Genomic DNA, 25,271 nt, shown 5'->3' with positions numbered 1-25,271 from the left:
GCGGCCGACCCGGCCCGTACGCCAGGTGGTGGTTCGGGAAACGTCGGGCGGCAGGGTCAGACGGCGAGCGCCTGCGCGCGCCGCTTCACCTCCGTGCCGCGATTCTCGCGCAGCGCCTGGGCCGGGGTGCCCGGCAGGCTCGGATCAGGGGTGAAGAGCCACTCCAGCATCTCCTCGTCGCTGAAGCCGTCGTCCCGGAGCAGCGTCAAGGTCCCCGCGAGGCCCTTGACGACCTTTCCCTCACCGATGAATTCCTCGGGCACGTGCAGCGCCCGGTTCTCGCCACGGCGCACCGCGATCAGCTGGCCCTCCTTGACCAGCTGCCTCACGCGCGTCACCTCGACGCCGAGCCTGTCGGCGATGTCGGGGACAGTGAGCCAGGCGGGGACGAGAGCATCGATCTTTGCGTCAATCTCGGTCACGGAACAAGCCTGCCATCTGGGACTGACAGTGGGTAGCCGGGCGTCCGCCGTGCGGGCCGCCGGGTGCGGGGGCCGCCGGTCCCGCCGGGCCCCCCGCCCCTGGTCGGCGAGGGGTTCCGGGCGTCACAGAACGGCCGCCTTCAGCGGCACCGACGGATCGGTCGCCCGGGTCCGGTCCAGCCGGGCGCCGCGTTCGATCAGCTTGCGGCCCTGGGCCAGATCGCGCGGACGGCCGACGGCCAGCAGGGCGACCAGGGCCCCGTCCCGCAGCCAGCACACCGACCAGGCGGCGCCGTCCGGGTCGCCCCGCCAGACCAGTTCGTCGGCGTCCGAGTGGTGTCCGGCGTACTGCACGAACCGCCCGAACTGCTCGGACCAGAAGTAGGGCACCGGGTCGTAGACCTGGCCGGGGAAGTGCGCGGTCCGGCTGCCGAGCACATTGGCGGCGACCGTCCGCGGCCCCTGGAGCGCGTTGTCCCAGTGGTGCACCAGCAGCCGTGCCCCGTAGCGGGCGGAGGGGAAGGACGCGCAGTCGCCGACGGCGTACACATCGGGCGCCGAGGTGCGCAGCCCCTCGTCGGCGGCGACGGACCGGTCCTCGGCGAGTTCGACGCCGGAACCGGCCAGCCAGCCGGTCGCGGGCCGGGCGCCGATGCCGACGACCACCGCACCGGCCCGCAGCCGGGTGCCGTCGCCGAGCTGCAGCCCGGTCCGGTCCACGGCGGTCACCGGGGCGCCGGTGACCAGGGTGGCGCCGTAGTCCGCGTACCAGCCGGTCATATGGGCGGCGACCTCCGCCGGGAGGGCGCCCGCCAGCGGCCGGTCCGCGGCCTCGACGACCGTCACCGCGCAGCCCGCCTCGCGGGCCGCCGTCGCGAACTCCGCGCCGATCCAGCCCGCCCCGACCACCACGATCTCGTGCTGCCGGGCGAGCACCGGGCGCAGCCGTTCGGCGTCGTCCAGGGTGCGCAGGAGGTGGACGCCGGGGACGCCCTCGCTGCCGGGCAGGGCGATCGGCTCGGCGCCGGTGGCGATCACCAGGACGTCGTACGGGATCGGGCCGGACCCGGTGCCGACCGTCTGCCCGGCCGGGTCCAGCCCGGTCACGGCGACGCCGAGCCGCAGCTCGATGCCGAGCGCGTCGAAGTCCACGTCGAACGCGGACCCTTCGGCCTTGCCGAGCAGCACGGCCTTGGACAGCGGCGGCCGGTCGTACGGCTGATGGGGCTCGGCGCCCAGCAGCAGGACCTCCCCGGTCCAGCCCTGCTCGCGCAGCGCGACGGCGGTCTGTACCCCCGCCATACCCGCGCCGACGATCACCACCCGCTGTCCGCCGCCACCCGCCGAGGACGCCATCGTCTTCGTCGTCTCATCGCTCACACGATCACTGTATTGCGGCAGGTGGGGCGGACCGGAGAGCGCACGACGAGATCTCGGGCACAGCCCGGCGGGCCGAACGGCCCGTGGCAACGGCCCGTGGCATGGGGCTCCGCGCGGGCCCGCCCGGGGCGCTCCCTTCCGGCCGATTCGGGACGCGTACTAGGGTGGCGGGACAAAGCACTCGCGGGAGCCCGGGCGCACCGGGCTGAGAGGGAGGCTGGCGCGGCCTCCGACCGTACGAACCTGATCCGGGTCATGCCGGCGAAGGGAGGGGGCGACCAGCCCATGCACACGCAAGACGAATCATCCCGGAGCAGCCCCGCACCGTACGACGTCCTCGTCATCGGCGGCGGCATCATCGGCCTGGTCACGGCCTGGCGGGCGGCCCAGCGGGGCCTGCGCACCGCCGTTGTCGACCCGGCGCCCGGCGGCGGGGCCGCGCAGGTCGCGGCGGGGATGCTGGCGGCCGTCACCGAGCTGCACTACGGCGAGCAGACCCTGCTCGGGCTGAATCTGGCCTCGGCGCGCCGCTATCCGTCGTTCGTGGCGGAGCTGGAGCAGGCGAGCGGCCATGACCTGGCCTTCCGTACCTGCGGCACGCTCTCGGTGGCGCTCGACGCGGACGACCGCGCCCATCTGCGCGAGCTGCACGCCTTCCAGCTGCGGCTCGGTCTGGACGCACAGTGGCTGACCGGGCGCGAATGCAGGCGCCTGGAGCCGATGCTCGCGCCGGGCGTGCGCGGGGGCCTGCGCGTCGACGGCGACCACCAGGTCGACCCGCGGCGGCTGGCGGCCGCGCTGCTGGCGGCGTGCGAGCGCGCCGGGGTGGTCCTCCACCGCGTCCGCGCGGAGCGGCTGCTGCTGAACGGCGGCGGCGACCGGGCCACCGGGGCCGAGCTGGCCGACGGTACGGGCACCCGGCTGGCCGCCGGGCAGACCGTGCTGGCCGCGGGCAGCCTCAGCGGACGGCTCCCGGGCGTCCCCGAGGAGGTCCTGCCGCCCATACGTCCCGTCAAGGGCCAGGTACTGCGGCTGTCGGTGCCCGGCCCGTACGCGCCCTTCCTGTCCCGGACCGTGCGGGCCGTGGTGCGCGGCGGGCACGTCTACCTCGTCCCGCGCGAGAACGGCGAGCTGGTCGTCGGCGCGACCACGGAGGAGCTGGGCTGGGACACCACGGTCACCGCGGGCGGGGTGTACGAGCTGCTGCGCGACGCGCACGAGCTGGTGCCCGGCATCACCGAACTGCCGCTCGTCGAGACCCTCGCCGGGCTGCGCCCCGGCTCCCCCGACAACGCGCCCCTGCTCGGCCCGACCGCGCTGCCGGGCCTCCAGCTGGCCACCGGCCACTACCGCAACGGCGTCCTGCTCACCCCGGTCACCGGCGATGCCATGGCCGAGGCGCTGACCGGCGGCGAACTCCCGCCCGAGGCGCGGCCCTTCTCCCCGCGGCGCTTCGCGGCGAACCCGCCTATCACCACAGCAGCAGTACAGGAGCACACCGCATGACCGGCACCCTGACCGTCACCGTGAACGGTGAGCCCCGCGAGCTGCCCGACGGCATCACCCTCGACGGGGTCGTCGCGACCTTCACCCAGGCGCCCTCGGGCGTCGCCGCGGCCGTCAACGAGACGGTCGTCCCGCGCGGCCAGTGGCCCGCGACCCCGCTCGGCGACGGCGATCGCGTCGAGGTCCTCACCGCGGTCCAAGGAGGCTGAACCCATGTCTCACGCCACGTCGCACCCCACCGCCCTGGATCAGGTCCTCCCCGACGCCGATCCGCTCACCATCGCCGGTACGTCCTTCGGCTCCCGCCTGATCATGGGGACCGGCGGCGCGCCCAGCCTGGACATCCTGGAACGCTCGCTGATCGCCTCCGGCACCGAGCTGACCACGGTCGCGATGCGCCGCCTGGACCCCACGGTGCAGGGCTCGGTGCTCTCCGTACTGAACCGGCACGGCATCCGCCCGCTGCCCAACACCGCGGGCTGTTTCACCGCCGGGGAGGCCGTGCTGACCGCCCGGCTCGCCCGCGAGGCGCTGGGCACCGACTGGGTGAAGCTGGAGGTCGTCGCCGACGAGCGCACCCTGCTCCCCGACCCCATCGAGACGCTGGACGCCGCCGAGACCCTCGTCGACGACGGCTTCACCGTCCTGCCGTACACCAACGACGATCCGGTGCTGGCCCGGAAGCTGGAGGACGTCGGCTGCGCCGCGATCATGCCGCTGGGCTCGCCGATCGGCTCCGGCCTCGGCATCCGCAACCCGCACAACTTCCAGCTGATCACCGAGCGCGCCGGGGTCCCGGTGATCCTCGACGCGGGGGCGGGCACGGCGTCCGACGCCGCGCTGGCCATGGAGCTGGGGTGCGCGGCGGTCATGCTGGCCTCGGCCGTCACCCGCGCCCAGGAGCCGGTGCTGATGGCCTCGGCGATGCGGCACGCGGTGGCCGCGGGGCGGCTCGCGCAGCGGGCGGGCCGTATCCCCCGCCGCCACTTCGCCGAGGCGTCGTCCCCGGTCGAGGGGCTGGCCGCGCTCGACCCGGAGCGGCCCGCGTTCGCGTAACGGCGTAACGAAGCGCTGGGGCGCGGCATACCGTGGAATGCGGAGGTGGTTGCCGTGAGGGAGCCGACAGCCGCGCCCGTGGCCGACCGGATCGAGCGCGAGACGTACGTCCCCGCGCCCGTCGACCGCGTCTGGCGGGTGCTGACCACGCCGGAGCACATCCGCACCTGGTACGCCCCCGGCGGCTGCGAGATCGATCCGCACCCCGGCGGCACCGTCCGCTTCCGCTGGGACGAGCGCGGGGAGTTCCACGGCCGGGTCGAGCGGGCGGTGCCCGACGCCCTGTTCCGCTTCCGGCTGGCCCACGCGCCCGACCGCGCCCCGACCGGCCCCGGCCAGGCCACCGTGGTCGAATTCACGCTCTCCCCGGAGGGGGCGGGCACTCGCCTCCGCCTGGCCGAGACCGGCATCCGCGCGCTCGACGTCCCGGAGGACGCCAGGGCCGAGCACGCCGAGTGCGCCGCCCTGGCCTGGACCTCCGCCCTTGAGGAGCTGGCCGCCCTGGCCGCCGCCTCGCACAACTGAGGCACAGGTCACCGTTGTGTCGCAGTACGTACCGGACATGGGGCGTGCGGCCGTACGAGTCGGTGACGGCTCGTAGACTGCGTTCTCGTGGATACGACGCTCCAGGACCCCCTTGTCGGGCAGGTGCTCGACGGCCGCTATCGCGTTGAGGCGCGCATCGCCGTCGGCGGGATGGCTACGGTCTACCGGGCCGTCGACACGCGGCTCGACCGCGTTCTCGCGCTGAAGGTGATGCACCAGAGCCTTGCCTCGGACGCGGCCTTCGTGGACCGCTTCATCCGTGAGGCCAAGTCCGTCGCCAGACTCGCGCACGCCAATGTGGTCGGCGTCTACGACCAGGGCACGGACGGCGTGCACGTCTATCTGGCCATGGAGTACGTCGCCGGGTGCACCCTGCGTGACGTGCTGCGCGAGCGCGGCGCCCTCCAGCCGCGGGCCGCGCTGGACATCCTGGAACCGGTGCTCGCCGCGCTCGGCGCCGCCCACCGCGCGGGCTTCGTCCACCGCGACATGAAGCCGGAGAACGTTCTGATCGGCGACGACGGCCGGGTCAAGGTCGCCGACTTCGGCCTGGTCAGGGCTGTCGACACCAACACCAGCGCGTCCACCGGCTCCGTCCTGGGCACCGTGTCCTACCTGGCGCCCGAGCAGATAGAGCACGGTACGGCCGACACTCGCGCCGACGTCTACGCGTGCGGCGTGGTCCTCTACGAGATGCTCACCGGGTCCAAGCCGCACGGCGGCAGCACCCCGGCGCAGGTGCTCTACCAGCATCTGCACGAGGACGTCCCGCCCCCGTCCGCCGCCGCGCCCGAGGTCGCGCCGGAGCTGGACGGGCTGGTCGCCTCCGCCACCGCGCGCGAGGTGGCCCTGCGCCCCGCCGACGCCGTCGACCTCCTCGGCCAGGTCCGGACGGCGCGGGCCGCCCTCACCGACGCCCAGCTGGACGCCGTGCCGCCGCAGGCCCACGAGGAGGCGCTCCCGGGCCTCGGCGAGGGCCCCGAGGCCCGTACGACGGTGATCCCCCGCCCCGCCGGGACTGCCGGGGCCGCCCCGGAGCACACCAGCCGCCTGGACCTCCCCCCGGCCCCGCGCCGCCGTCTGCCGCGGCGCGGCGTGGTGACGATCGTCGCCGCCGTGCTGCTGGCGCTCGGCATCGGCGCCGGGGTCTGGTACATCAGCGCCGGGCAGTTCACCAATGTGCCGTCCGTGCTGAAGATGTCCCGTCCGGACGCGGAGAAGAAGCTCGAACGCGCCGGTCTGGATGTGAAGGTCGTCCAGGATTACAGCGACGTCGTCGACAAGAACAAGGTCATCAGCTCCAAGCCCGGCGTCGGCGAACGCATCCGCTCCACCGGCACCGTCACCATCCACGTCTCCCAGGGGCCGCCGCGGGCCGAGGTGCCCAATGTGGTCGGACGGCCGCTCACCGAGGCCAGGCAGAAGATCGCCGACGCGGGGCTGAGGGTCGGCACGGTGACCCGCACCTTCAGCGAGGAGACCCCGCAGAACGCGGTCCTCTCCACCACCCCCGGCCCGGATTCCGTACGCCGCCCCGACACACCCGTGAACATCGTGGTCAGCAAGGGCGAGCGCATCGACATCCCCGACCTCGTCGGCGACGACCCGGCCGACGCCCGGTCCGAGCTGCGCGATGCGGGCTTCAAGGTCAAGATCGCCGAGCGCCGCGCCTTCTCGGACGAGGACAAGGGCACGATCGCCGCGCAGTCCCCCGGGGAGGGCACCCAGGGCGCCAAGGGCGACACGGTGACCCTCACCCTCTCCAAGGGCCAGCAGATGATCGAGGTCCCGGACGTCACGGGCCTGGGCACGGACGACGCGAAGCAGAAGCTGGAAGACCTGGGTTTCACGGTGAAGGTCGACAAGCCGCTGCTGTTCCCGCGCGACGAGGTGAAGGACCAGTCGGTGTCGGGCGGCGACAAGGCGCCCAAGGGAAGCGAGATCACGATCACCGTAAAGGGCGGCGTCTTCTAGCCCGGGGGGTTGTTCCCCTACCCGCCCCTTCCCGAACCCGGGGCCCTGCCCCGGCCCCCGCTCCTCAATCGCCGGAGGGGCTGGTGGCTGGGCATCGCCGCCCCGGCCCCCCTTCGGGGGCTCCGCCCCCGCACCCCCGCCGGGGCTCCGCCCCCGGCCCCCGCTCCTCAAACGCCGGAGGGGCTGGGAGGCGGGGCATTCCCGCCCCGGGCCCGGCTCCTCAATCGCCGGAGGGGCTGGAAGGCGGGCATCTCCGCCCCGGACACCGTGCCTTTCAACGCCGGAGGGGCTGGAAAATCAGCCCCTCCGGCGATTGAGGAGCGGGGGTGTGGGGGCGGAGCCCCCGCCCGGGGGTCCGGGGGCTTGCCCCCGGTTTCGGGAAGGGGCGGGTAGGGGAACAACCCGGGCTGGGATGCTGGAGGGGTGAGTACGAACCGCAGCCGCAACCCCATCGGCGGCCACATCCGCGTCGCCGGTGGCCTCGCCACCACCGGCCTCCCGCACGCCCAGAACATCGGCGCCGAAGCCGTACAGGTCTTCGTCGCCAATCCGCGCGGCTGGGCCACACCCCCCGGCACCCCCGCCCAGGACGAGGCGTTCCGCACCGCATGCGCCGAGCAGAAGACGCCGGTGTACATCCACGCCCCGTACCTGATCAACTTCGGCTCGCACACCGAGGCCACCGCCGACCGCTCCGTCGATTCGCTGCGGCACTCCCTCCGCCGGGGCCGGGACATCGGCGCGCTCGGAGTCGTCGTGCACACCGGTTCGGCGACCGGCGGACGGGCGCGGGAGACGGCGATGGCGCAGGTCCGGGAGCGGGTGCTGCCGCTGCTGGACGAGCTGACGCACGACGACGACCCGCCCCTCCTCCTGGAGCCGACGGCAGGCCAGGGCACATCGCTCTGCGCGCTGGTCGAGGACCTCGGCCCGTACTTCGAGGCGCTGGACCGGCATCCGAAGCTCGGCGTCTGCCTCGACACCTGCCACGTCTTCGCCGCCGGGCACGACCTGGCCGCCCCCGGCGGGATGAAGCAGACCCTGGACGAGCTGGTGGACGTCACCGGCAAGGGGCGGCTGAAGCTGATCCACGCGAACGACTCCAAGGACGTGGTCGGCGCGCACAAGGACCGGCACGAGAACATCGGCGCCGGGCACATCGGCGAGGAGCCGTTCCGGGAGCTGTTCACGCATCCGGCCACGGAAGGGGTCCCGCTGGTGGTCGAGACGCCGGGCGGGGCCGACGGGATCGAGGGGCACGCGACGGATATCGCCCGCCTCAAGGCGCTGCGGGACGGGTAAAGCGCATCGCACCTCGTAGAGGAATACCCTCGGGGGGTATAGCGTTCCTCTCGCGAAAGGGTCGCTACTACCTCCTGGGGGCATCCGCGATGGACCGCACGGAGCACGGCGCACACCACGGCGCGCACCACGACGCCCACCACAACCACACCCCCGCACCCGCCAGTTGGCCCATGGCCGCCCAGGCCACCCTGCACTGCCTCACCGGCTGCGCCATCGGCGAGATCCTCGGCATGGCCATCGGCACGGCACTCGCCTGGCACAACGTCCCGACCATGATCCTGGCGATCGTGCTCGCCTTCGTCTTCGGGTACTCGCTCACGATGCGCGGCGTCCTGCGCGCCGGGCTGGACCTGCGGAGCGCGCTGCGCGTAGCCCTCGCGGCGGACACCGTGTCGATCATCATCATGGAGCTGGCGGACAACGGAACGATCCTGGTGTTCCCGGGCGCGATGGACGCGACCCTCTCCGATGCCCTGTTCTGGCTGAGCCTCGCGCTCTCCTTCGCGGTCGCCTTCGCGATCACGACCCCGGTCAACAAATGGATGATCGGGCGCGGAAAGGGCCACGCCGTGGTCCATCAGTACCACTGAAGAGCTACAGCTCGGGCCCGTCGCCCGGCCCCTCCTGGTACGTATAGCGCTGCTCGCTCCACGGGTCGCCGACATTGTGGTAACCGCGCTCTTCCCAGAAACCACGCCGGTCGGCCGTCATGTATTCGACGCCTCGGACCCATTTCGGGCCCTTCCACGCGTAGAGGTGCGGCACGATCAGCCGCAGCGGAAACCCGTGCTCGGCGGTCAGCAGCTCGCCGTCCTTGTGGGTGGCGAACATGGTCACCTCGGTCATGAAATCCGTCAGCCGCAGATTCGAGCTGAAACCGTACTCCGCCCACACCATGACGTGCGTGACGTCGGGCGCCGGCGGCGCGAGTTTGATGAGCTCGCTCGCCGCGACACCGCCCCATTCCGCGCCCAGCATGGAGAACTTGGTGACGCAGTGCAGATCGGCGACAACCGTCGAGTAGGGCAAGGCGGAGAACTCTTCATGAGTCCAGCAGTGCTTGTCCCCGTCCGCCGTAGCACCGAAGACGCGGAACTCCCAGCGCTCCGGCCGGAATTTCGGGACCGGCCCATAGTGCGTAACCGGCCACCCGCGCTGCAGTCGCTGGCCCGGAGGCAGCTGTCCAAGCTCTCCCTCACGGTGCTCCGACTGACCCATGGACTCCATGCTCTCAGACCGCCGGGGGTGGTCGGGACCAGGGCATGCGGCGCCGGGGCCGCGCCGGAGCAACTCGCACTAAGCGTGCCCTTGCTGGACGTCCGAGCTGCGACGATGCAACGATGCCGGAACCTGGCATTCCCCCCTCTGATGGGAAGGAGCCCCTTCGATGCAGGGCGACCCCGAGGTTCTGGAATTTCTCAACGAGCAGCTGACCGGCGAGCTGACGGCCATCAATCAGTATTTCCTGCATTCGAAGATGCAGGACAACTTTGGCTGGACTCGGCTGGCCGCGTACACCCGGTCGGAGTCGTTCGATGAGATGAAGCATGCGGAGATGCTCACCGACCGCATCCTTCTCCTGGACGGCCTCCCCAATTACCAGCGGCTCTTCCACGTCAGGGTGGGCCAGACGGTCACCGAGATGTTCCAGGCCGACCGGCAGGTGGAGCTGGAGGCCATCGACCGCCTCAAGCGCGGCATCGAGCTGATGCGGTCCAAGAGCGACATCACCTCGGCCAACATCTTCGAGAGCATCCTCGCCGACGAGGAGGAGCACATCGACTACCTCGACACCCAGCTCGACCTGATCGAGAAGCTGGGCGAGCCGCTCTACATCGCCCAGCAGATCGAGCAGCCGAGCAGCGACTGACGCACACCGGGCGCGCTAGGCGGCCTCGGCCTCCACCTCGACCGCGACCTCGACCGCCGTCGCGGCGGCGGCAGCAGCAGGCAGCGTGACGGGCTCAAGCGGTGCGTCCCGGCGTGGGCACGCGCCACGCCCCAGCAGCGCCTGGATCTTGCGCACGCAGGAACCGCAATCCGTGCCCGCCTTGCAGGCACCGGCGATCTGGCGCGGTGTGCACGCGCCCGTAGCCGCGTGCTGGCGCACCTGCTTCTCGGTGATCCCGAAGCATGAGCAGACGTACACGGGCAGACTCTCCAGCGTTGATCGATAAGGTTATCCTTACCTTACCCATCATGCCGGAGCCTTACAACGGCGCGGGGCGCGGATCGATGTGATCCGCGCCCCACCTGCGTAAATGATCTCTTTCGCCCCTACTGGTCCCGGTACATCTCCGCGACCAGGAACGCCAGGTCCAGCGACTGGCTGCGGTTCAGCCGAGGGTCGCAGGCCGTCTCGTAGCGCTGGTGCAGATCGTCGACGAAGATCTCGTCGCCGCCGCCCACACACTCCGTGACGTCGTCACCGGTCAGCTCCACGTGGATGCCGCCCGGGTGGGTGCCCAGCTCCTTGTGGACCTCGAAGAAGCCCTTGACCTCGTCCAGCACATCGTCGAAGCGGCGCGTCTTGTGGCCCGACGCGGCCTCGAAGGTGTTGCCGTGCATCGGGTCGCAGACCCACACCACCTGCGCACCGGACGCGGTGACCTTCTCCACCAGGTTGGGCAGCTTGTCGCGGACCTTGTCCGCGCCCATCCGGGTGATGAAGGTCAGACGGCCCGGCTCCCGGTCCGGGTCGATCTTCTCGATCAGCGTCAGCGCCTCTTCGGGCGTCGTGGTCGGGCCCAGCTTCACGCCCACCGGGTTACGGACCTTCGACGCGAACTCGATGTGCGCCCCGTCCAGCTGCCGGGTGCGCTCACCGATCCACACCATGTGGCCGGACACGTCGTACAGGTCGCCGGTCCGCGAGTCGGTACGGGTCATCGCCGACTCGTAGTCCAGGATCAGCGCCTCGTGCGACGAGAAGAACTCGACGGTCTTGAACTCCTCCGGGTCCACCCCGCAGGCGTTCATGAAGTTCATCGCCCGGTCGATCTCGCGCGCCAGTGCCTCGTAGCGCTGCCCCGACGGGGACGACTTCACGAAGTCCTGGTTCCAGGCGTGCACCTGCCGCAGGTCGGCGTAGCCGCCGGTGGTGAAGGCGCGGACCAGGTTCAGCGTGGACGCCGACGCCTGGTACATCCGCTTCAGGCGCTGCGGATCGGGAATCCGTGCCTTCTCCGTGAACTCGAAGCCGTTGACCGAGTCCCCGCGGTACGTGGGCAGGGTCACCCCGTCGCGGGTCTCGGTCGGCTTCGAGCGCGGCTTGCTGTACTGCCCGGCGATCCGGCCGACCTTCACCACCGGGACGGACCCGGCGTAGGTCAGCACGGCGCCCATCTGCAGGAGCGTCTTCAGCTTGTTACGGATCTGGTCGGCGCCGACACCGTCGAAGGCCTCGGCGCAGTCGCCGCCCTGCAGCAGAAACGCCTCACCCCGGGCCACGGCCCCCAAGCGGTGCCGCAGCTGGTCGCACTCGCCCGCGAAGACGAGCGGCGGATAGGCCTCGAGCTCAGCGATCACATCGCGCAGAGCCTCTTGGTCCGGCCAGTCAGGCTGCTGCGCCGCGGGAAGGGACTGCCAGGTGTTGCCACCGGCGTGGGATTCAGCGTTCACGGTCACCCGGACAAGGTTACGGGGTCTTCATCCGCGTCCAGCCCCCAGCCCACGGTGTGAGACACCCCGCCTCACGCTTTGAGCTCGAACCACACCTTCTTCCCCGGCCCGCGCGTGTTCCGCTCCACGCCCCAGGCGTCCGTGACCAGCTCCACCATCTCCAGCCCCCGCCCGCTCTCGTCCCACGGCCCCGCCGCGCGCTTCACGGGTACGACGGGCGAGGCGTCGCCCACCTCGACCCGCAGCTTCCCCTCCTCCGCGAGCAGCACCACGGTGCAGCTCGCGCCGGGCACGTGCTTGATCACGTTCGCCAGCAGCTCGGTCACGGCCAGCCCAGCCGCCTCGTCGAGATGCGGCATATCCCACATGGCGAGGAACGTACGGACGATACGGCGGATGTGGCAGGCCGCGTGCGCGGACAGCGTGGTGAAGGTCAGGTGGTAGTGGGGCGGCGGGTACGCAATGTCTTCGTTCACGCCACAAGGGTCTATCCGGACGATTACCGTGGGCTACCGCAAGAACACAACGTGCTGGTTGTTGGGGGCTGTCATGCCGAACATCCGAAAGCTGGACCCGACCACGTCTCCGATGCACCATCTCGGTGCGGAGCTACGCCGATATCGCGAGGCGGCTGGGCTTACGCAGGACCAGTTGGGCGGGAAGGTGTACTGCACGGGCTCGCTGATCGGTCAGTACGAGACGGCCCGGAAGATTCCGACGCAGCGGTTCACGATGCAGCTCGACGACACGTTGGGGACCGGCGGGGCGTTGTTGCGGCTGCTGGAGATGGCGTTGTGCTTTCGGGTACCGCTACAAGACCAGCAGTACGCGGATCTGGAAGCCGAGGCGACCCAGGCGTACTTCTTCGAGCCGGGTGTGGTGAACGGCCTGCTCCAGACCAAGGACTACGTACGAGCGGTCGTTGGCGTGCTCGACAAGGAGAACGTTGACTCCCGGCTCGCGCACCGAATGGACCGCCAACGCGTCCTGTTGCGAACGCCCCCGCTGCTGTTGTGGGTGATTCTCGGCGAGGCCGCATTGCACCAAGAGGTCGGCGGCCTCGAGGTGATGCGAACGCAACTGGCCCACCTGTTGACCTTCCGCGACCAGGACTGGGTGAACATCCAGGTGCTGCCGTACGCGGCCGGAGCGCATGTCGGCTTCCAGGGCGCATTCACGGTGTTCCGCTTCCGGAACGGCCCGGACCTCGGCTTCAACGAGGACTACGAAGCGGGCTACTTGACCGCAAACCCGCAGGACGTCACTGTCCGCACGCTCCGTTACGCTCACCTTCAGGCTGCCGCTCTCTCCATCCACGAGTCGGCAGATCTGATCGCTCGCGTAATGGAGGACCGCTATGGAACGCAGACCTGAGTGGCGCAAGTCCAGCTACAGCAGCGACATAGGCAATTGCGTGGAGGTCGCCGAGATGCCCGGCCGGATGGCCATCCGCGACTCCAAGAACCCCGACGGGCCCGTCCTGCTCCTCTCCCCCGCCGCCTTCGGCGACTTCGTCTCGGCCCTGAAGCGACCGTGACCGCCACCCCACACACGGGCGGCGGTCACGGACACCGCGTCACTTGCTGATGTGCTCCATGCACAAGGTGAACTGCGGCCTGCCGTTGCGCGTCAGCTGGTACGTCGCGTACTGCGGATCGCAGGTGTAGTCGAGCGCCTCATGCTGCTTCACCTTGTAGTCCGCGGTGGCGCCACCGCAGTCCACGATGGTGAGTTCCGGGTCGCTGTCGGAGCCCTTCTTCTGCAGGCAGTCGCCGACCTCGGCGGCGGACGCGCTGGTGCTGTCCGTGTTGGGCGAGGTGGAGGACGAGGGCGTGTCGTGGCCCAGCAACCCGTACCAGACGCCGTAGCCGATGAGCACCAAGGGGACGACGATCATCTGGATCTTCGTCTTGGTGCTGAAGCGGCTGAAGAAGCCGGACCGGCGCGGAGGCGGCGGAGGGGGCGGAGGCGTGCCCGGGTAGCCCATGGGCTGGCCGTACGGCGGCTGCTGGCCGTATTGGGGCTGACCGTACGGCTGCTGCGCCGGGTAGGAAGGGCTGTGGCCGCGTGGTGGCGGTGCGTTCGTGGACAGAGCGGTTCCCCCTGTTGAAGAGCATGACGATGATGACCCCGCATCAGACCGATACGCGGGCCCTGTAACTTAACGGCCCCCACCGACAGCTCCGGCGCCCGGGGTAGCGGCCTCCACACCGCCCACACACACGCAAGGGAACCGTGCCGCAGCCATGAGCACGACACCGCCTCCCGGCGGATTCACCGCCGAGGACCTCCTGCGGTTGCCCGGCCTTCCCCCGCACACCGAACTCATCGACGGAAGCCTGGTCTTCCTCGGCCCGCAGGAAAAATGGCACAGCCGGGTGATCAATCTGCTGGTCGCGGAGCTGGACCGGCAGGCACCGGGCGGGCTGCGGGCCGACCGTGAGATGACCGTACGGCTCGCCAAGCGCCAGGCTCCCGAGCCGGACGTCGTCGTGGTGACCCGCGAGGCGTACGAGCGCGACGAGCCCTCCACGTACTACCTCCCGGAAGACGTCACGCTGGCCATCGAAGCCGTGTCGCCGGACTCGGAGGAGCGGGACCGCGACACCAAGCCCCGGAAGTACGCGAAGGCGGGCATCCGGCACTACTGGCGGGTGGAGAACGACAAGGGCCGCACCGTGGTCTACGTCTACGAGCGCGACCCGGCCACGGAGAGCTTCTCGCTGACCGGTATCCACCACAACCAGCTCAAGGTCACGACGCCCTTCACCGTCGACATCGACCTCACCTCGGTGGGCAGGCGCTCCGCGTAACGAGGCGGTGCGCAACGCACACATGGACCCGTAGCGCAAGAACAGGCGTTCGGACTTCCTCGGACCGGTTACGGCCAGGCCCTGCGGAAACCGCGATGGAACCGTGCGCTCCTCGGACGCTGTCCGGGTGACCGGTCCGACCGGGCCGGTCAGCCGATTCGTACGACGTCCGAAGGAGTGCCCCATGAGGAAGTTGCTCCGCCGCGGTGCCGCCGCCTTCGCGGCCGCCGCCTCGCTCGTACTGCTGTCGCTCAACGCCACACCCGCCCAGGCGGACTCATCCGCCATCCCGTCCGGGATGACGTGGACCGTGCTCGACAAAGGCAACGGCACGGTCCGGGTCGGCGCCGACTCGGCGACCGATGCGTACAACGGCGACACCGCCGCCACCGCGACGCTCCCCCTGCTGTGCCTGAGAATCAACGGCAGCGCGGTGCCGAGCGGGATCACGCCGGACTTCTACGCGGGCTGGGCCCGCGGCACCGTGGCCGCGACGCCGCCCGTACTGGGCAAGTCGCTGACCAGCCGGGCCGCGGCCGATGCCGTCTGCGCGCAGTACTACGGCGCGGACTGGCGGATGGCCGAGTTCCACGACGGCCGGTACGGCGCGAACTTGGAGGCCAGCGGTGGCTGGTCCTTCTGGGCGTACGGCTACGTGCCGGACGGGACCCGCTTCTGGGCGGCGATCAATGACCAACCGGCGAACCCCTGGAACTGAGGTAGAGTCCGGACCATGTTCGCGCGACAGATCATGACCTGGTGGTGGACCGCTCATCCGGCGGCCCACTGAATCGCGCGCACTCCACAGACACACGCGAAGGCCGCCCGAGGGGCGGCCTTCGGCGTTTGCGCGGGTCGTTCCTCCTCCCCCCTCCGGAAGGAAGACCACCCGCCATGACGCACCACGATGCCCAAGCCCTCGTCGCCCGGCTGCTCTCCGACGACTGCCCGCCCTTCGCCCTGCTGCACCGCCGCACGCCGGGTCACGCGCCCGACACGGTCGAGGTGCTCATCGGCCCGGCCGGTGAGGTGGAGCGGCTGACCGATATCCCGCTGCCGACCGGTGCGCCGGAGGGCGGGGAGGCGGTGAGCGACGCGCTCGCGCTGGTGCCGTTCCGGCAGATCCGGGAGCGCGGGTTCGACGTACGGGACGACGGGACGCCGCTGGCCGTGCTGCGGCCCGAGGAGACGTACGTACTGCCGCTCGCCGAGCTGCTGGACGCGCTGCCCGCGCACGCCGTGCGGGTCGAGGGCGGGCGGTTCGACGTCGGCGACGACGCGTACGCGGAAATCGTGAGCCGGGTCATCGAGGACGAGATCGGCACCGGGGAAGGTGCCAACTTCGTGATCCGACGGACCTTCGAGGGCGAGATCCCAGGGTTCGCGAGTACCGACGCGCTCGCGCTCTTCCGGCGGCTGCTCGCCGGTGAGCGGGGCGCGTACTGGACGTACGTCGTACGGCTGGACGGCGGTCGGACGCTGGTCGGGGCCAGCCCGGAGGTACACGTGCGCATGTCCGGCGGGACGGTCGTGATGAACCCGATCAGCGGGACGTACCGCTATCCCGAGGGCGGGGCGTCGGTGGACGGGCTGCTGGAGTTCCTGCACGACCCGAAGGAGGTGGAGGAGCTGTCCATGGTCGTGGACGAGGAGCTGAAGATGATGTGCACCGTCGGCGACATGGGCGGGGTCGTGGTCGGGCCGCGCCTCAAGGAGATGGCGCACCTCGCACACACCGAGTACGAGCTGCGGGGGCGGTCGTCACTGGACGTGCGGGAGGTGCTGCGGGAGACGATGTTCGCGGCGACCGTCACCGGCTCGCCCGTGCAGAACGCGTGCCGCGTGATCGAGCGGTACGAGCCGGAGGGCCGCGGCTACTACGCGGGGGCGCTGGCCCTCATCGGGCGGGACGGCGGCGGGGCCCAGACCCTCGACTCGCCGATCCTCATCCGGACCGCCGACATCGACGCCGACGGTGGGCTGCGGGTGCCGGTCGGGGCGACGCTGGTGCGCCATTCCGACCCGCGGGGTGAGGTCGCCGAGACGCACGCCAAGGCGGCCGGGGTGCTCACCGCGCTCGGCGTGCGCGAGGCCCCCGTACGGTCCGGGACGGGCTCCCGGCCCCGGCTCGCGGACGACCCGCGCGTGCGGGCGGCGCTGGACGCGCGGCGGGCCGATCTGGCGCCGTTCTGGCTGCGGATGCAGGCGGCTGAGCAGCTGCTGTCCGGGCATGCGCTGGTGATCGACGCCGAGGACACCTTTACGTCGATGCTGGCGCATCTGCTGCGGATGGCGGGGCTGACGGTGAGTGTGCGGCGATACGACGAGCCGGGCGTGCGGGAGGCCGCGCTCGCCCACGACGGTCCGGTCGTGCTCGGCCCCGGGCCGGGCGATCCGGGCGACCCGGCGGACCCCAAGATGCGGTTCCTCCGGGGGCTGACGGCGGAGTTGGTCGCCGGGCACCGGCACGGGCTGCTGGGGGTCTGCCTGGGGCACGAACTGCTCGCGGCGGAGCTGGGGTTGGAAATCGTCCGGAAGGATGTGCCGTTCCAGGGGGCCCAGGAGCGGATCGGCTTCTTCGGGCGGGAGGAGACGGTGGGGTTCTACAACACGTATACCGCGCGGTGCGATGAGGGGGTGGAGACGGAGTTGGCGATGCACCGGGTGGAGCTGTGCCGCGACTCGTCGACGGGCGATGTGCACGCCTTGCGCGGACCGGGCTTCGCGGGCGTGCAGTTCCACCCCGAGTCGGTGCTGTCACTGGACGGAGCGAGGCTGGTAGCGGAGCTCCTGGCCGCAGTGCGCGTGTAACTGTCCCCCACTCCGCCCCTCCCCGAAACCGGAGGGGCGGAGCCCCCAGCCCCCCCCCGGTTGGGGGCTCCGCCCCCGGCTCAGATCACCGCGTGGAGATCTTGTCGACGGTGGTGTCGTCGGGGTCCAGCCGTCGCCCGTCCGCAGACAGCACTTCCAGTGCGCGGAGGCGATACCCCTGTTGACGGTCGACCAACTGTGAGTGTGGTTCGCCGGGTGCGAAGAAGTTCTGTTCGCCCCACTGCCGCAGGGCCACGATGACGGGGAAGAGCGCCTTGCCCTTCGGGGTCAGTACGTACTCGCGGTAGGCGCTGCCGTCCGAGGCGGGGACGGATTCGAGGACACCGCCGGCGACCAGGGTGCGCAGCCGCGCGGTGAGGATGTTCTTCGCCACCCCGAGGCTGCGCTGGAACTCCCCGAAGCGCCGGCTCCCGTCGAAGGCGTCCCGCACGATCAGCAGGGACCACCAGTCGCCGATCGCGTCCACCGACCGGGCGACGGGACATTCACTGTCGTCGAAGCGCGTCCTGGTCACCATGGCGTCCCTCACTCTCACAACGGTTGCAACATGCTACCAATGAAGCTAACTTCACCACTGGTGGCAAGATGAAACCAGATAGGCGAAGGAGTCCTGATGCCCGGCAACGGTGAGGCTGTGACACGACGGACCGAGGCCCGAAGCGGGGGAGGTTCCGCGTTCGTCCTGTCCCGTGGCGTCGTCATACTGTTCGCCGTCGCCTGCGGGGCCGCGGTGGCCAACGTCTACTTCTCACAGCCACTCCTGGTGACCATGGGCCACGACCTCGCCATGAGCCCGGCACTTGTCGGCAGCGTGGTCACCCTCACGCACGTCGGATACGGGCTGGGACTCTTCTTCCTCGTACCGCTGGGCGACGTGGCCGACCGCAGACGGCTCATCGTTGCCCAGTTACTGCTCCTGGTGGTGGCGCTGGTCGTAGTAGCCACCGCCCGCACGGCGACGATCCTGCTCGCGGGCATGGCCGCGACGGGACTTCTCTCGGTCGTCACGCAAACGCTGGTGGCCTTCGCGGCATCACTGGCTCCTCCCGCCGGGCGCGGACGCGTCGTCGGCCTGGTCACCAGCGGCGTGGTCATCGGAATCCTGCTCGCCCGCACCGCTTCCGGCCTCATGGCCGATCTCGCGGGCTGGCGCTCCGTCTACGTCGCGTCGGCCTCGCTCACCGCTCTGCTCGCCCTGGTCCTGTACCGAGTGCTGCCGCGCCACCGTGACGCTCCGCCGACAACCCTGCGCTACGGACAGCTTCTGCGCTCCACGATCACCCTGTTCGCACGGGAACGGCTGCTGCGGCTCCGGGCCCTGTTCGGTCTGCTGATCTTCGCCGCCTTCAGCACCCTGTGGAGCAGCGTCGCGATGCCGCTCAGCGAGGCCCCGTACTTCCTGCCCCACAGGGCGATCGGGGCGCTGGGGCTGATCGGTGTCGCCGGTGCCCTGGCCGCGACCGCGGCGGGCCGCCTGAACGACCGCGGACTCTCCCGGCGGACCACCGGCATCGCCCTGGCACTGCTCGCCGCCGCGTGGCTGCCCCTGGCCTTCACCCGCAACTCGCTCTGGGCCCTGGCCGTCGGGGTGATCCTTCTCGACCTCGCCGTGCAGGCGGTCCATGTCACCAACCAGACCCTGATCTACGCGCTGCACCCGGACGCGGGCAGCCGACTGATCGGCGGATACATGGTCTTCTACTCGATCGGCAGCGCCACCGGCGCCATCGCCGCGACCTCCCTCTACACCGTGGCCGGCTGGGGCGCCGTATGCGCACTGGGTGCCGCGTTCAGCTGCCTCGCGCTCGCGCTGTGGGCGTTCACACGACGTCACCTCGATCCCGAGGCTGCTCGGTGTCCGCGCTGATTACCGCCAGTGGGGCCCCGCCGTGGCACGGCGCAGAGTCGCCCGCGATGCTCTGCTCGTCGTCCCGCAGCCCGGACGCCATCGTGGTGATGACCGAGACCACGGACGCCGGTCCGCCCGTACCCCGCGAGTCGGCGCCGGAACGCCCGCGCTCCGGTCGGGGGAGGAGGCCCCTCGCGCGGGCGACAGGGGCTCTTCACGGGTGTAGCCCCGGGGGCTCGTACCGCCGTACGGCTCCCGGGGCAGCCGCCTCAGCCGAAGAAGACCTCCGCTTCCGCGTACAGGGACGGGTCCACCGTCTTGAGGCGGGCCGTCGCCTCGGCCAGGGGGACGCGGACGATATCCGTGCCGCGCAGGGCGACCATCTTGCCGAAATCCTGGTCACGGACGGCGTCGATCGCGTGGAGGCCGAAGCGGGTGGCGAGCCAGCGGTCGAAGGCGCTCGGGGTGCCACCCCGCTGCACGTGGCCCAGGACGGTCGTACGGGCCTCCTTGCCCGTGCGCCGCTCGACCTCCTTGGCCAGCCACTCCCCGATTCCGGAGAGCCGGACGTGGCCGAAGGAGTCCAGCGACCCGTCCTTGAGGACGGCATCGCCGTCCTTCGGCATCGCCCCCTCCGCCACCACCACGATCGGCGCGTAGCGGATCTTGAAGCGGGATTCGACCCAGGCGCAGATGCGGTCGACATCGAAGCGCTGCTCGGGGATGAGGATGACGTTGGCGCCGCCCGCGAGCCCCGCGTGGAGGGCGATCCAGCCCGCGTGGCGGCCCATCACCTCCACCACCAGCACCCGCATATGGGATTCGGCGGTGGTGTGGAGGCGGTCGATCGCCTCCGTCGCGATATTGACGGCCGTGTCGAAGCCGAAGGTGTAGTCCGTCGCGGAGAGGTCGTTGTCGATGGTCTTGGGGACGCCGACGCAGGCGATGCCGTAGTCGCCGGAGAGCCGGGAGGCGACGCCGAGGGTGTCCTCGCCGCCGATCGCGATGAGCGCGTCGACCTCCTGCTTGGCCAGGGTCTCCTTGACCCGGCGGATGCCGTCCTCGCTGTTGAAGGGGTTGGTGCGGGACGATCCGAGGATGGTGCCTCCGCGCGGCAGGATGCCGCGTACCGCGCGGATGTCGAGGGGAACGGTGTCGTTCTGGACGGGACCGCGCCAGCCGTCCCGGAAGCCGACGAAGTCGTAACCGTATTCCTGTACGCCCTTGCGCACGACGGCGCGGATGACCGCGTTGAGCCCGGGGCAGTCACCGCCGCCGGTCAGCACTCCGACCCGCATCCTTTTCATCCCTTCTGCCGCTGAAATCCCGAGATTGGGCCCGATACGGGGGCCACGCTAACGGTGATCCAGGTCACAGGGGATGGGGCGGAATGCGATTCCTGTGGCTACCAAGGGAGTTGTTGGAGAAGTTCACCCGTTCGAGCGGACGGGCTCAGGCGTCGTCGAGCCCCGCCTCGATCGCGTACCGCACCAGCTCCACCCGGTTGTGCAGCTGGAGCTTGCCCAGGGTGTTCTGCACATGGTTCTGCACGGTCCGGTGGGAGATCACCAGGCGCTCGGCGATCTGCTTGTACGAGAGCCCCTTGGCCACCAGCCGCAGCACCTCCGTCTCCCGCTCGGTGAGCTGCGGGACGACCGGGTGGTCGGCGGTGGCGGGGGCGGGCTCGCTGGCCAGCCGCCGGTACTCGCCTAGCACCAGACCGGCGAGGCCCGGGGTGAACACGGCGTCGCCGACGGCGGTACGGCGCACCGCGTCCAGCAGCTCCTCGGTGCTGGACGACTTCAGCAGATAGCCGGTGGCACCGGACTTGACCGCCTCCAGGACGTCCGCGTGCTCACCGCTCGCGGAGAGCACCAGCACCCGCAGCTTGGGCTGGGCGGCGACGACCTCCTTGCAGACCTCGACGCCGGGCAGCCCGGGCAGGTTGAGGTCGAGCACCAGGACGTCGGGCTCGGCGGCCTTGGCCCGGCGGACCGCCTGCGGTCCGTCCCCGGCGGTGGCCACCACGTCGAACCCGGCCTCGGCCAGGTCGCGGGCGACGGCGTCGCGCCACATCGGGTGGTCGTCCACCACCATCACCGTCACCGGCGCTTCGGCTTCCCGGACGTCGTCGGTCATCGTGCGGTCGTTCCCTTCGTCGTCGCTGCGGGCTTCGGCTTCGGAACCGTCAGTTCCACCTCGGTGCCCTGGCCCGGCGCCGAGATCCACTCGGCGGTGCCGCCGAGGTCGCGCAGCCGCCCCCGGATCGACAGGGCGACGCCGAGCCGCCCCTCCCGCTCGGCGTCGGCGAGCCTGCCCTCCGGGATGCCGGGCCCGTCGTCCCGGACGGTGACCATCACCGCGCCCGGCTCGTCCTCCAGCAGAATCCAGGCCCGGGCCCCCTCCCCCGCGTGCACCCGCACATTGTCCAGCGCGGCACCGACAGCGGCCGCCAACTCCCCCGCCGCGGCCGCCGGGAGGATCACCGGGGCGCCCGGTTCGGAGAAGGTGACGTGGGACCGGGCGTGCGGGGCGAGCAGGGCGCGCAGATCGCAGGGTTCGGCACTGTCCTCGGGCAAGCAGGGCGGTACGTCGGCGGACGCGAGGCCGGGGCCGGGCGGCGATGCCGGGTCCGTGGCGTCCGTAACGTCGTCGCGGTCGCCGATCCGGTCGTCCGCCGCACCGCGCGGCGGGGTGACCAGACCGGTGGCCACCAGAGAGCGCAGCGCGATCTCCTGTTCCCCCGCCATCCGGCCCAGTTCGGCCGCCTCGCCGCCGATCGCCGCGCCCCGCCGCTGCACCATGGCGAGCACCTGAAGCACGCTGTCGTGGATGTCCCGGGCCAGCCGCTCGCGTTCACGGGTCGCCGCCTCGATCCGCAGCGCGCGTTCCAGGGTGCGTTCACTGGCGCGGGCGACCTCCACGACGTACCCGATGGCCACGCTCGCCACCCACACCAGCATCAGCATGTGGACGGTGTCCTGGGCGAACCCGCCGCGCTCGATGATGTTCGCCGCGCACACGACGGTCGACGCCGACGCCGCCCACCGCCAGCCGCCCTTGATGGCGAAGCCGAGGACCGCGCCCGCCGTCCATATCGAGGGCAGCGTGGGCGTGCCCTCGACGATGCGGTCATGGGTGTCGACGAGCGGGGTGAGCAGGATGCCGGTGATCGCGACGCCGAGGTCGCCGATCAGGAAGCGCCGGGTGCAGCGCTCGGCCGAGGAGACCATGCGGAAGGTCAGCGCCGTCCACAGGGTCAGCACCGCCATATACGCGGCGGCGCCCAGCGGACGGTCGTAGTCGTGGAAGGCGTAGACGAAGAGGCAGAGCGCGTAGACCAGAGTGAGCACCCGGTAGGCGGTCAGCGCCTGCCACAGCGGCTGCTCCACGGACATGCGTACGACACGCGCGCGCTTGGGCTGCAGCGCCAACTTCCCCCCACCCCCGGGTCCGGCGCGGTTTACGCCCCGGTCTTGTCCTTGCTGTTGCCGTCGTTGCTCTTGCCGTCGTCGCTGTTGCCGTCGTCGCTGTTGCCGTCGTTGCTCTTGTCGTCCGAGCTGTCGTCCGCGGCCTTCTCGGCCTTCTTACGGGCCGCCTCCGCGTCCGCGATCTGCCGCTTGGCGGCGGCCGCGTAGACGTCGACGTACTCCTGGCCGGACAGCTTCATGATCTCGTACATGACCTCGTCGGTCACCGAGCGCAGGATAAAGCGGTCGCCGTCCATGCCGTGGTAGCGGCTGAAGTCCAGCGGTTTGCCGATCTTGATGCCGGGACGCATCAGCTTGGGCATCACCTTGCCCGGCGGCTGGATCTTCTCGGTGTCGATCATCGCGACCGGGATCACCGGCGCGCCCGTCGCCAGCGCGACCCGCGCCAGCCCGCCGGGCTTGCCGCGGTAGAGGCGGCCGTCCGGCGAGCGGGTGCCCTCCGGATAGATACCGAACAGCTCACCGCGCTTGATGACCTCGATCCCCGCCTTGATCGCGGCCTCGCCCGCGCCCCGGCTGCCCGAGCGGTCCACCGGCAGCTGGCCGACGCCCTTGAAGAACGCGGCCGTCAGCCTGCCCTTGATCCCCGGGGTGGTGAAGTACTCCTGCTTGGCGATGAAGGTGACCTTCCGGTCGAGCATCGCGGGCAGGAAGAAGGAGTCGGAGAAGGAAAGGTGGTTGCTCGCGAGAATGGCCGGCCCGTCGTCGGGGACGTTTTCCAGTCCCTCCACCCAGGGCCGGAAGGCGAGCTTCAACGTCCCACCCACCGACAGCTTCATTGCACCGTAGAACAACCGAGAACCTCCTGTATCCGACGAGGAGACCTTAACCTGCCTACCCGCGGTGCGGCGCGCCGCGTACGCTGAGGTCCCGTTGACCCCTTCACCACCGAACGGAGATCCGTGGTGCCGCTCCTCCCCGGAGCCGAGCCGTTCCGCCACGACGGCGGAGAGATCGGCGTCCTCGTCTGTCACGGCTTCACCGGTTCCCCGCAGTCGGTGCGCCCCTGGGCCGAGCACCTCGCGCGGCGCGGGCTGACCGTCTCGCTGCCGCTGCTCCCCGGCCATGGGACCCGCTGGCAGGATCTCGCCGTCACCGGGTGGCAGGACTGGTACGCCGAGGTCGACCGGGAGCTGCGGGCGCTGCGTGAGCGGTGCGCCCGGGTCTTCGTGTGCGGGCTGTCGATGGGCGGCGCGCTCGCGCTGCGGCTGGCCGCCCAGCACGGCGCGGAGATCAGCGGCGTCGCCGTGGTGAATCCCGCCAACCGCATCCACGATCCGCTGGCCGTGGCCCTTCCGGTGATGCGTCATCTGGTGCCCTCCGTCAAGGGAATCGTGAGCGACATCGCCAAGCCGGGTTCCCAGGAATGCGGATACGACCGGATGCCGCTGCACGCCGTCCACTCGATGCGCCGCTTCTACCGGGTGGTTGACGCCGAACTGCCGCAGGTGACCCAGCCGCTGCTGGTCATGCACAGCCCGCAGGACCATGTGGTGCCGTCGGCCGACTCCGAGCGCATCCTCAGCCAGGTGTCGTCCCGGGACGTCACCGAGCGGCTGCTGGAGCGCAGCTACCACGTGGCGACGCTGGACTACGACGCCGAGTTCATCTTCGAGGAGACGGACACGTTCATCACCCGGTTGACCGCGGGTATGGGAGAGGACAACGGGGTGCGTCCCGGGGACGTCGGCGGGAAGGAGGGGGCGGCGGCCAGTGGCTGAGCGCGATTCGAACGAGAACGGGGCGGGGGCGCGCCGGGACGACGATGCGGCCTTCGCGGCGATCGTCGCCGCGTACGGGGAGGAACCCCCGGACCCGCCGGGTGCGGAGAAGTGGCCCGCGGCCGAGGACCTGACGGAGAAGTGGGGCCGTGAGGACTCCCGCCGTGAGGACTCCCGCCGTGAGGATTCCCAGCGTGAGGACTCCCGGCGTGAGGACTCCCGCCGCGACGACCCGCTGAACGAGCTTGACGACACGCTGGGCGGCATCCCCGACGACCGCTTCGAGGACGACTTCGACCCCGACGTCGAGGACGACCGTCCGGGCGGGGCGGCCACGGACTCGCTCACGAAGACCGACAAGGGCGACAAGAGCGACCGGGCCGACAAGGGCAAGGGCGACAAGCCCGTCGGCAGCTTCATCGTGTACGCCCCGGGCGTGGGCCCCCGTGACTGGGATGCCGAGGAGCCCGCCGAGAGCGACTTCGACGAGACCGACGAGGGCCACTTCGTCCCGCCCGAGCCGCCGCCGCTCCCCACCTCCGACACCACGTCCCGCTTCGCCTGGCTGGGCGTGCTGGGCGGGCCGCTGCTGCTGCTCGGCGTGGTGCTGTTCCGGGTGGAGCTGACCTGGTGGATCACGACGCTGGGCGTCGGCGGTTTCCTGGGCGGCTTCGTCACGCTGGTGATGCGGATGAACGACAGCGACGACGAGGAGGAGGACGACGACCCCGGCCGGGGCGCCGTCGTCTGACCCG

Annotated in this window: 29 protein-coding genes and 1 riboswitch; of the genes, 17 read left to right on the top strand and 12 right to left on the bottom strand. The window is 70.9% G+C overall.

Translation table 11 applies throughout. From position 1 onward, the window contains the following. Window positions 1-56: 56 nt before the first annotated feature. Window positions 57-422, bottom strand: a complete 366-nt coding sequence (locus ABZ370_RS13580) for an Rv2175c family DNA-binding protein (RefSeq protein WP_358619810.1) — start codon at window positions 420-422, stop codon at window positions 57-59. A 123-nt stretch (window positions 423-545) separates the two neighbouring features. Beyond that, window positions 546-1,778: an FAD-dependent oxidoreductase gene (locus ABZ370_RS13575; protein ID WP_358619889.1), complete on the bottom strand. Its 1,233-nt coding sequence runs from the start codon at window positions 1,776-1,778 to the stop codon at window positions 546-548. A gap of 197 nt (window positions 1,779-1,975) precedes the next feature. Continuing rightward, window positions 1,976-2,089, top strand: a riboswitch (TPP riboswitch). On the opposite strand from ABZ370_RS13575, the gene thiO reads away from it, so the two are divergent. The 7 genes from thiO to ABZ370_RS13540 all read left to right on the top strand — a co-directional run bounded on the left by thiO (window position 2,088) and on the right by ABZ370_RS13540 (window position 8,779). Continuing rightward, window positions 2,088-3,308 carry a glycine oxidase ThiO gene (gene thiO, locus ABZ370_RS13570; RefSeq protein WP_358619809.1) on the top strand — a complete coding sequence of 407 codons (1,221 nt, stop codon included), beginning with the start codon at window positions 2,088-2,090 and terminating at the stop codon, window positions 3,306-3,308. (Overlaps the previous riboswitch by 2 nt.) Then, complete coding sequence (gene thiS / locus ABZ370_RS13565; RefSeq protein WP_358619807.1) at window positions 3,305-3,517, top strand: sulfur carrier protein ThiS; 213 nt, start codon at window positions 3,305-3,307, stop codon at window positions 3,515-3,517. The genes thiO and thiS overlap by 4 nt, the downstream gene beginning before the upstream one ends. A 4-nt stretch (window positions 3,518-3,521) precedes the next feature. Beyond that, window positions 3,522-4,364, top strand: a complete 843-nt coding sequence (locus tag ABZ370_RS13560; RefSeq protein ID WP_358619806.1) for a thiazole synthase — start codon at window positions 3,522-3,524, stop codon at window positions 4,362-4,364. A gap of 54 nt (window positions 4,365-4,418) precedes the next feature. Continuing rightward, complete coding sequence (locus ABZ370_RS13555) at window positions 4,419-4,889, top strand: SRPBCC domain-containing protein (protein WP_358619805.1); 471 nt, start codon at window positions 4,419-4,421, stop codon at window positions 4,887-4,889. Window positions 4,890-4,976: 87 nt separating this feature from the next. After that, a complete protein-coding gene (gene pknB / locus ABZ370_RS13550; RefSeq protein ID WP_358619804.1) occupies window positions 4,977-6,884 on the top strand; it encodes a Stk1 family PASTA domain-containing Ser/Thr kinase in 1,908 nt (635 codons plus the stop codon). A 423-nt stretch (window positions 6,885-7,307) separates the two neighbouring features. After that, window positions 7,308-8,186 carry a deoxyribonuclease IV gene (locus ABZ370_RS13545; RefSeq protein ID WP_358619803.1) on the top strand — a complete coding sequence of 293 codons (879 nt, stop codon included), beginning with the start codon at window positions 7,308-7,310 and terminating at the stop codon, window positions 8,184-8,186. An 89-nt stretch (window positions 8,187-8,275) separates the two neighbouring features. Further along, window positions 8,276-8,779, top strand: coding sequence for a DUF4396 domain-containing protein (locus ABZ370_RS13540; RefSeq protein WP_358619801.1), 504 nt, complete (start codon window positions 8,276-8,278; stop codon window positions 8,777-8,779). 4 nt (window positions 8,780-8,783) lie between these two features. Here the strand turns inward: ABZ370_RS13540 and ABZ370_RS13535 are convergent, their stop codons facing one another. After that, window positions 8,784-9,416 (bottom strand): sulfite oxidase-like oxidoreductase, encoded by a 633-nt coding sequence (locus ABZ370_RS13535; RefSeq protein ID WP_358619799.1) that lies wholly within the window; start codon window positions 9,414-9,416, stop codon window positions 8,784-8,786. Window positions 9,417-9,576: 160 nt separating this feature from the next. On the opposite strand from ABZ370_RS13535, the gene bfr reads away from it, so the two are divergent. Further along, complete coding sequence (bfr, locus tag ABZ370_RS13530) at window positions 9,577-10,059, top strand: bacterioferritin (RefSeq protein ID WP_358619797.1); 483 nt, start codon at window positions 9,577-9,579, stop codon at window positions 10,057-10,059. Between the two features lie 15 nt (window positions 10,060-10,074). Here the strand turns inward: bfr and ABZ370_RS13525 are convergent, their stop codons facing one another. The 3 genes from ABZ370_RS13525 to ABZ370_RS13515 form a co-directional block, all read right to left on the bottom strand. Continuing rightward, on the bottom strand, window positions 10,075-10,338 hold the full coding sequence (locus ABZ370_RS13525; protein WP_358619796.1) for a (2Fe-2S)-binding protein: 264 nt from the start codon (window positions 10,336-10,338) through the stop codon (window positions 10,075-10,077). A 128-nt stretch (window positions 10,339-10,466) separates the two neighbouring features. Next, a complete protein-coding gene (locus ABZ370_RS13520; protein ID WP_358619888.1) occupies window positions 10,467-11,810 on the bottom strand; it encodes a class II 3-deoxy-7-phosphoheptulonate synthase in 1,344 nt (447 codons plus the stop codon). A 71-nt stretch (window positions 11,811-11,881) separates the two neighbouring features. Then, complete coding sequence (locus ABZ370_RS13515; RefSeq protein ID WP_358619794.1) at window positions 11,882-12,286, bottom strand: ATP-binding protein; 405 nt, start codon at window positions 12,284-12,286, stop codon at window positions 11,882-11,884. A 28-nt stretch (window positions 12,287-12,314) separates the two neighbouring features. On the opposite strand from ABZ370_RS13515, the gene ABZ370_RS13510 reads away from it, so the two are divergent. Further along, entirely contained in the window at window positions 12,315-13,184 is an 870-nt protein-coding gene (locus tag ABZ370_RS13510) for a helix-turn-helix transcriptional regulator (RefSeq protein WP_358619792.1), read from the top strand. Next, window positions 13,168-13,347: a DUF397 domain-containing protein gene (locus ABZ370_RS13505; RefSeq protein ID WP_358619791.1), complete on the top strand. Its 180-nt coding sequence runs from the start codon at window positions 13,168-13,170 to the stop codon at window positions 13,345-13,347. The genes ABZ370_RS13510 and ABZ370_RS13505 overlap by 17 nt, the downstream gene beginning before the upstream one ends. Before the next feature lie 39 nt (window positions 13,348-13,386). Here the strand turns inward: ABZ370_RS13505 and ABZ370_RS13500 are convergent, their stop codons facing one another. Continuing rightward, entirely contained in the window at window positions 13,387-13,797 is a 411-nt protein-coding gene (locus ABZ370_RS13500) for a hypothetical protein (protein WP_358619789.1), read from the bottom strand. Between the two features lie 259 nt (window positions 13,798-14,056). Here ABZ370_RS13500 and ABZ370_RS13495 point away from each other — a divergent pair, with 259 nt between their 5' ends. The 4 genes from ABZ370_RS13495 (at window position 14,057) to ABZ370_RS13480 (ending at window position 17,434) form a co-directional block, all read left to right on the top strand. Continuing rightward, window positions 14,057-14,623, top strand: coding sequence for a Uma2 family endonuclease (locus ABZ370_RS13495; protein ID WP_358619788.1), 567 nt, complete (start codon window positions 14,057-14,059; stop codon window positions 14,621-14,623). 184 nt (window positions 14,624-14,807) lie between these two features. Further along, window positions 14,808-15,341 carry a hypothetical protein gene (locus tag ABZ370_RS13490; RefSeq protein WP_358619786.1) on the top strand — a complete coding sequence of 178 codons (534 nt, stop codon included), beginning with the start codon at window positions 14,808-14,810 and terminating at the stop codon, window positions 15,339-15,341. A 15-nt stretch (window positions 15,342-15,356) separates the two neighbouring features. Next, window positions 15,357-15,413, top strand: a complete 57-nt coding sequence (locus ABZ370_RS13485) for a trp operon leader peptide (protein WP_358619886.1) — start codon at window positions 15,357-15,359, stop codon at window positions 15,411-15,413. Window positions 15,414-15,517: 104 nt separating this feature from the next. Beyond that, window positions 15,518-17,434, top strand: coding sequence for an anthranilate synthase family protein (locus ABZ370_RS13480; protein WP_358619785.1), 1,917 nt, complete (start codon window positions 15,518-15,520; stop codon window positions 17,432-17,434). An 85-nt stretch (window positions 17,435-17,519) separates the two neighbouring features. On the opposite strand, the gene ABZ370_RS13475 is transcribed toward ABZ370_RS13480, so the two are convergent. Further along, a complete protein-coding gene (locus ABZ370_RS13475; RefSeq protein WP_358619784.1) occupies window positions 17,520-17,972 on the bottom strand; it encodes a helix-turn-helix domain-containing protein in 453 nt (150 codons plus the stop codon). A 96-nt stretch (window positions 17,973-18,068) separates the two neighbouring features. Between ABZ370_RS13475 and ABZ370_RS13470 the strand changes: the two genes are divergently transcribed. Continuing rightward, the gene (locus ABZ370_RS13470) at window positions 18,069-19,322 is read left to right on the top strand and encodes an MFS transporter (protein WP_358619782.1); all 1,254 of its coding nucleotides are present in this window, start codon (window positions 18,069-18,071) and stop codon (window positions 19,320-19,322) included. A 251-nt stretch (window positions 19,323-19,573) separates the two neighbouring features. Here the strand turns inward: ABZ370_RS13470 and ABZ370_RS13465 are convergent, their stop codons facing one another. The 4 genes from ABZ370_RS13465 to ABZ370_RS13450 form a co-directional block, all read right to left on the bottom strand. Next, window positions 19,574-20,602, bottom strand: a complete 1,029-nt coding sequence (locus tag ABZ370_RS13465; protein WP_358619781.1) for a 6-phosphofructokinase — start codon at window positions 20,600-20,602, stop codon at window positions 19,574-19,576. Between the two features lie 154 nt (window positions 20,603-20,756). Next, complete coding sequence (locus tag ABZ370_RS13460) at window positions 20,757-21,443, bottom strand: response regulator transcription factor (RefSeq protein ID WP_358619779.1); 687 nt, start codon at window positions 21,441-21,443, stop codon at window positions 20,757-20,759. Next, window positions 21,440-22,702, bottom strand: coding sequence for a DUF5931 domain-containing protein (locus ABZ370_RS13455; protein ID WP_358619885.1), 1,263 nt, complete (start codon window positions 22,700-22,702; stop codon window positions 21,440-21,442). Before ABZ370_RS13455 ends, ABZ370_RS13460 begins: the two co-directional genes overlap by 4 nt. 65 nt (window positions 22,703-22,767) lie before the next feature. After that, window positions 22,768-23,574, bottom strand: a complete 807-nt coding sequence (locus tag ABZ370_RS13450; protein ID WP_358619883.1) for a lysophospholipid acyltransferase family protein — start codon at window positions 23,572-23,574, stop codon at window positions 22,768-22,770. Between the two features lie 126 nt (window positions 23,575-23,700). On the opposite strand from ABZ370_RS13450, the gene ABZ370_RS13445 reads away from it, so the two are divergent. Beyond that, a complete protein-coding gene (locus tag ABZ370_RS13445; RefSeq protein ID WP_358619777.1) occupies window positions 23,701-24,516 on the top strand; it encodes an alpha/beta fold hydrolase in 816 nt (271 codons plus the stop codon). Continuing rightward, window positions 24,509-25,267, top strand: coding sequence for a hypothetical protein (locus ABZ370_RS13440; RefSeq protein WP_358619775.1), 759 nt, complete (start codon window positions 24,509-24,511; stop codon window positions 25,265-25,267). Before ABZ370_RS13445 ends, ABZ370_RS13440 begins: the two co-directional genes overlap by 8 nt. The last annotated feature ends 4 nt before the right edge of the window (window positions 25,268-25,271 follow it).

Source organism: Streptomyces sp. NPDC005962, from assembly GCF_040629205.1.
In the GTDB taxonomy this organism is placed as follows: domain Bacteria; phylum Actinomycetota; class Actinomycetes; order Streptomycetales; family Streptomycetaceae; genus Streptomyces.
This window is presented reverse-complemented; position numbering and strand designations above follow the sequence as displayed.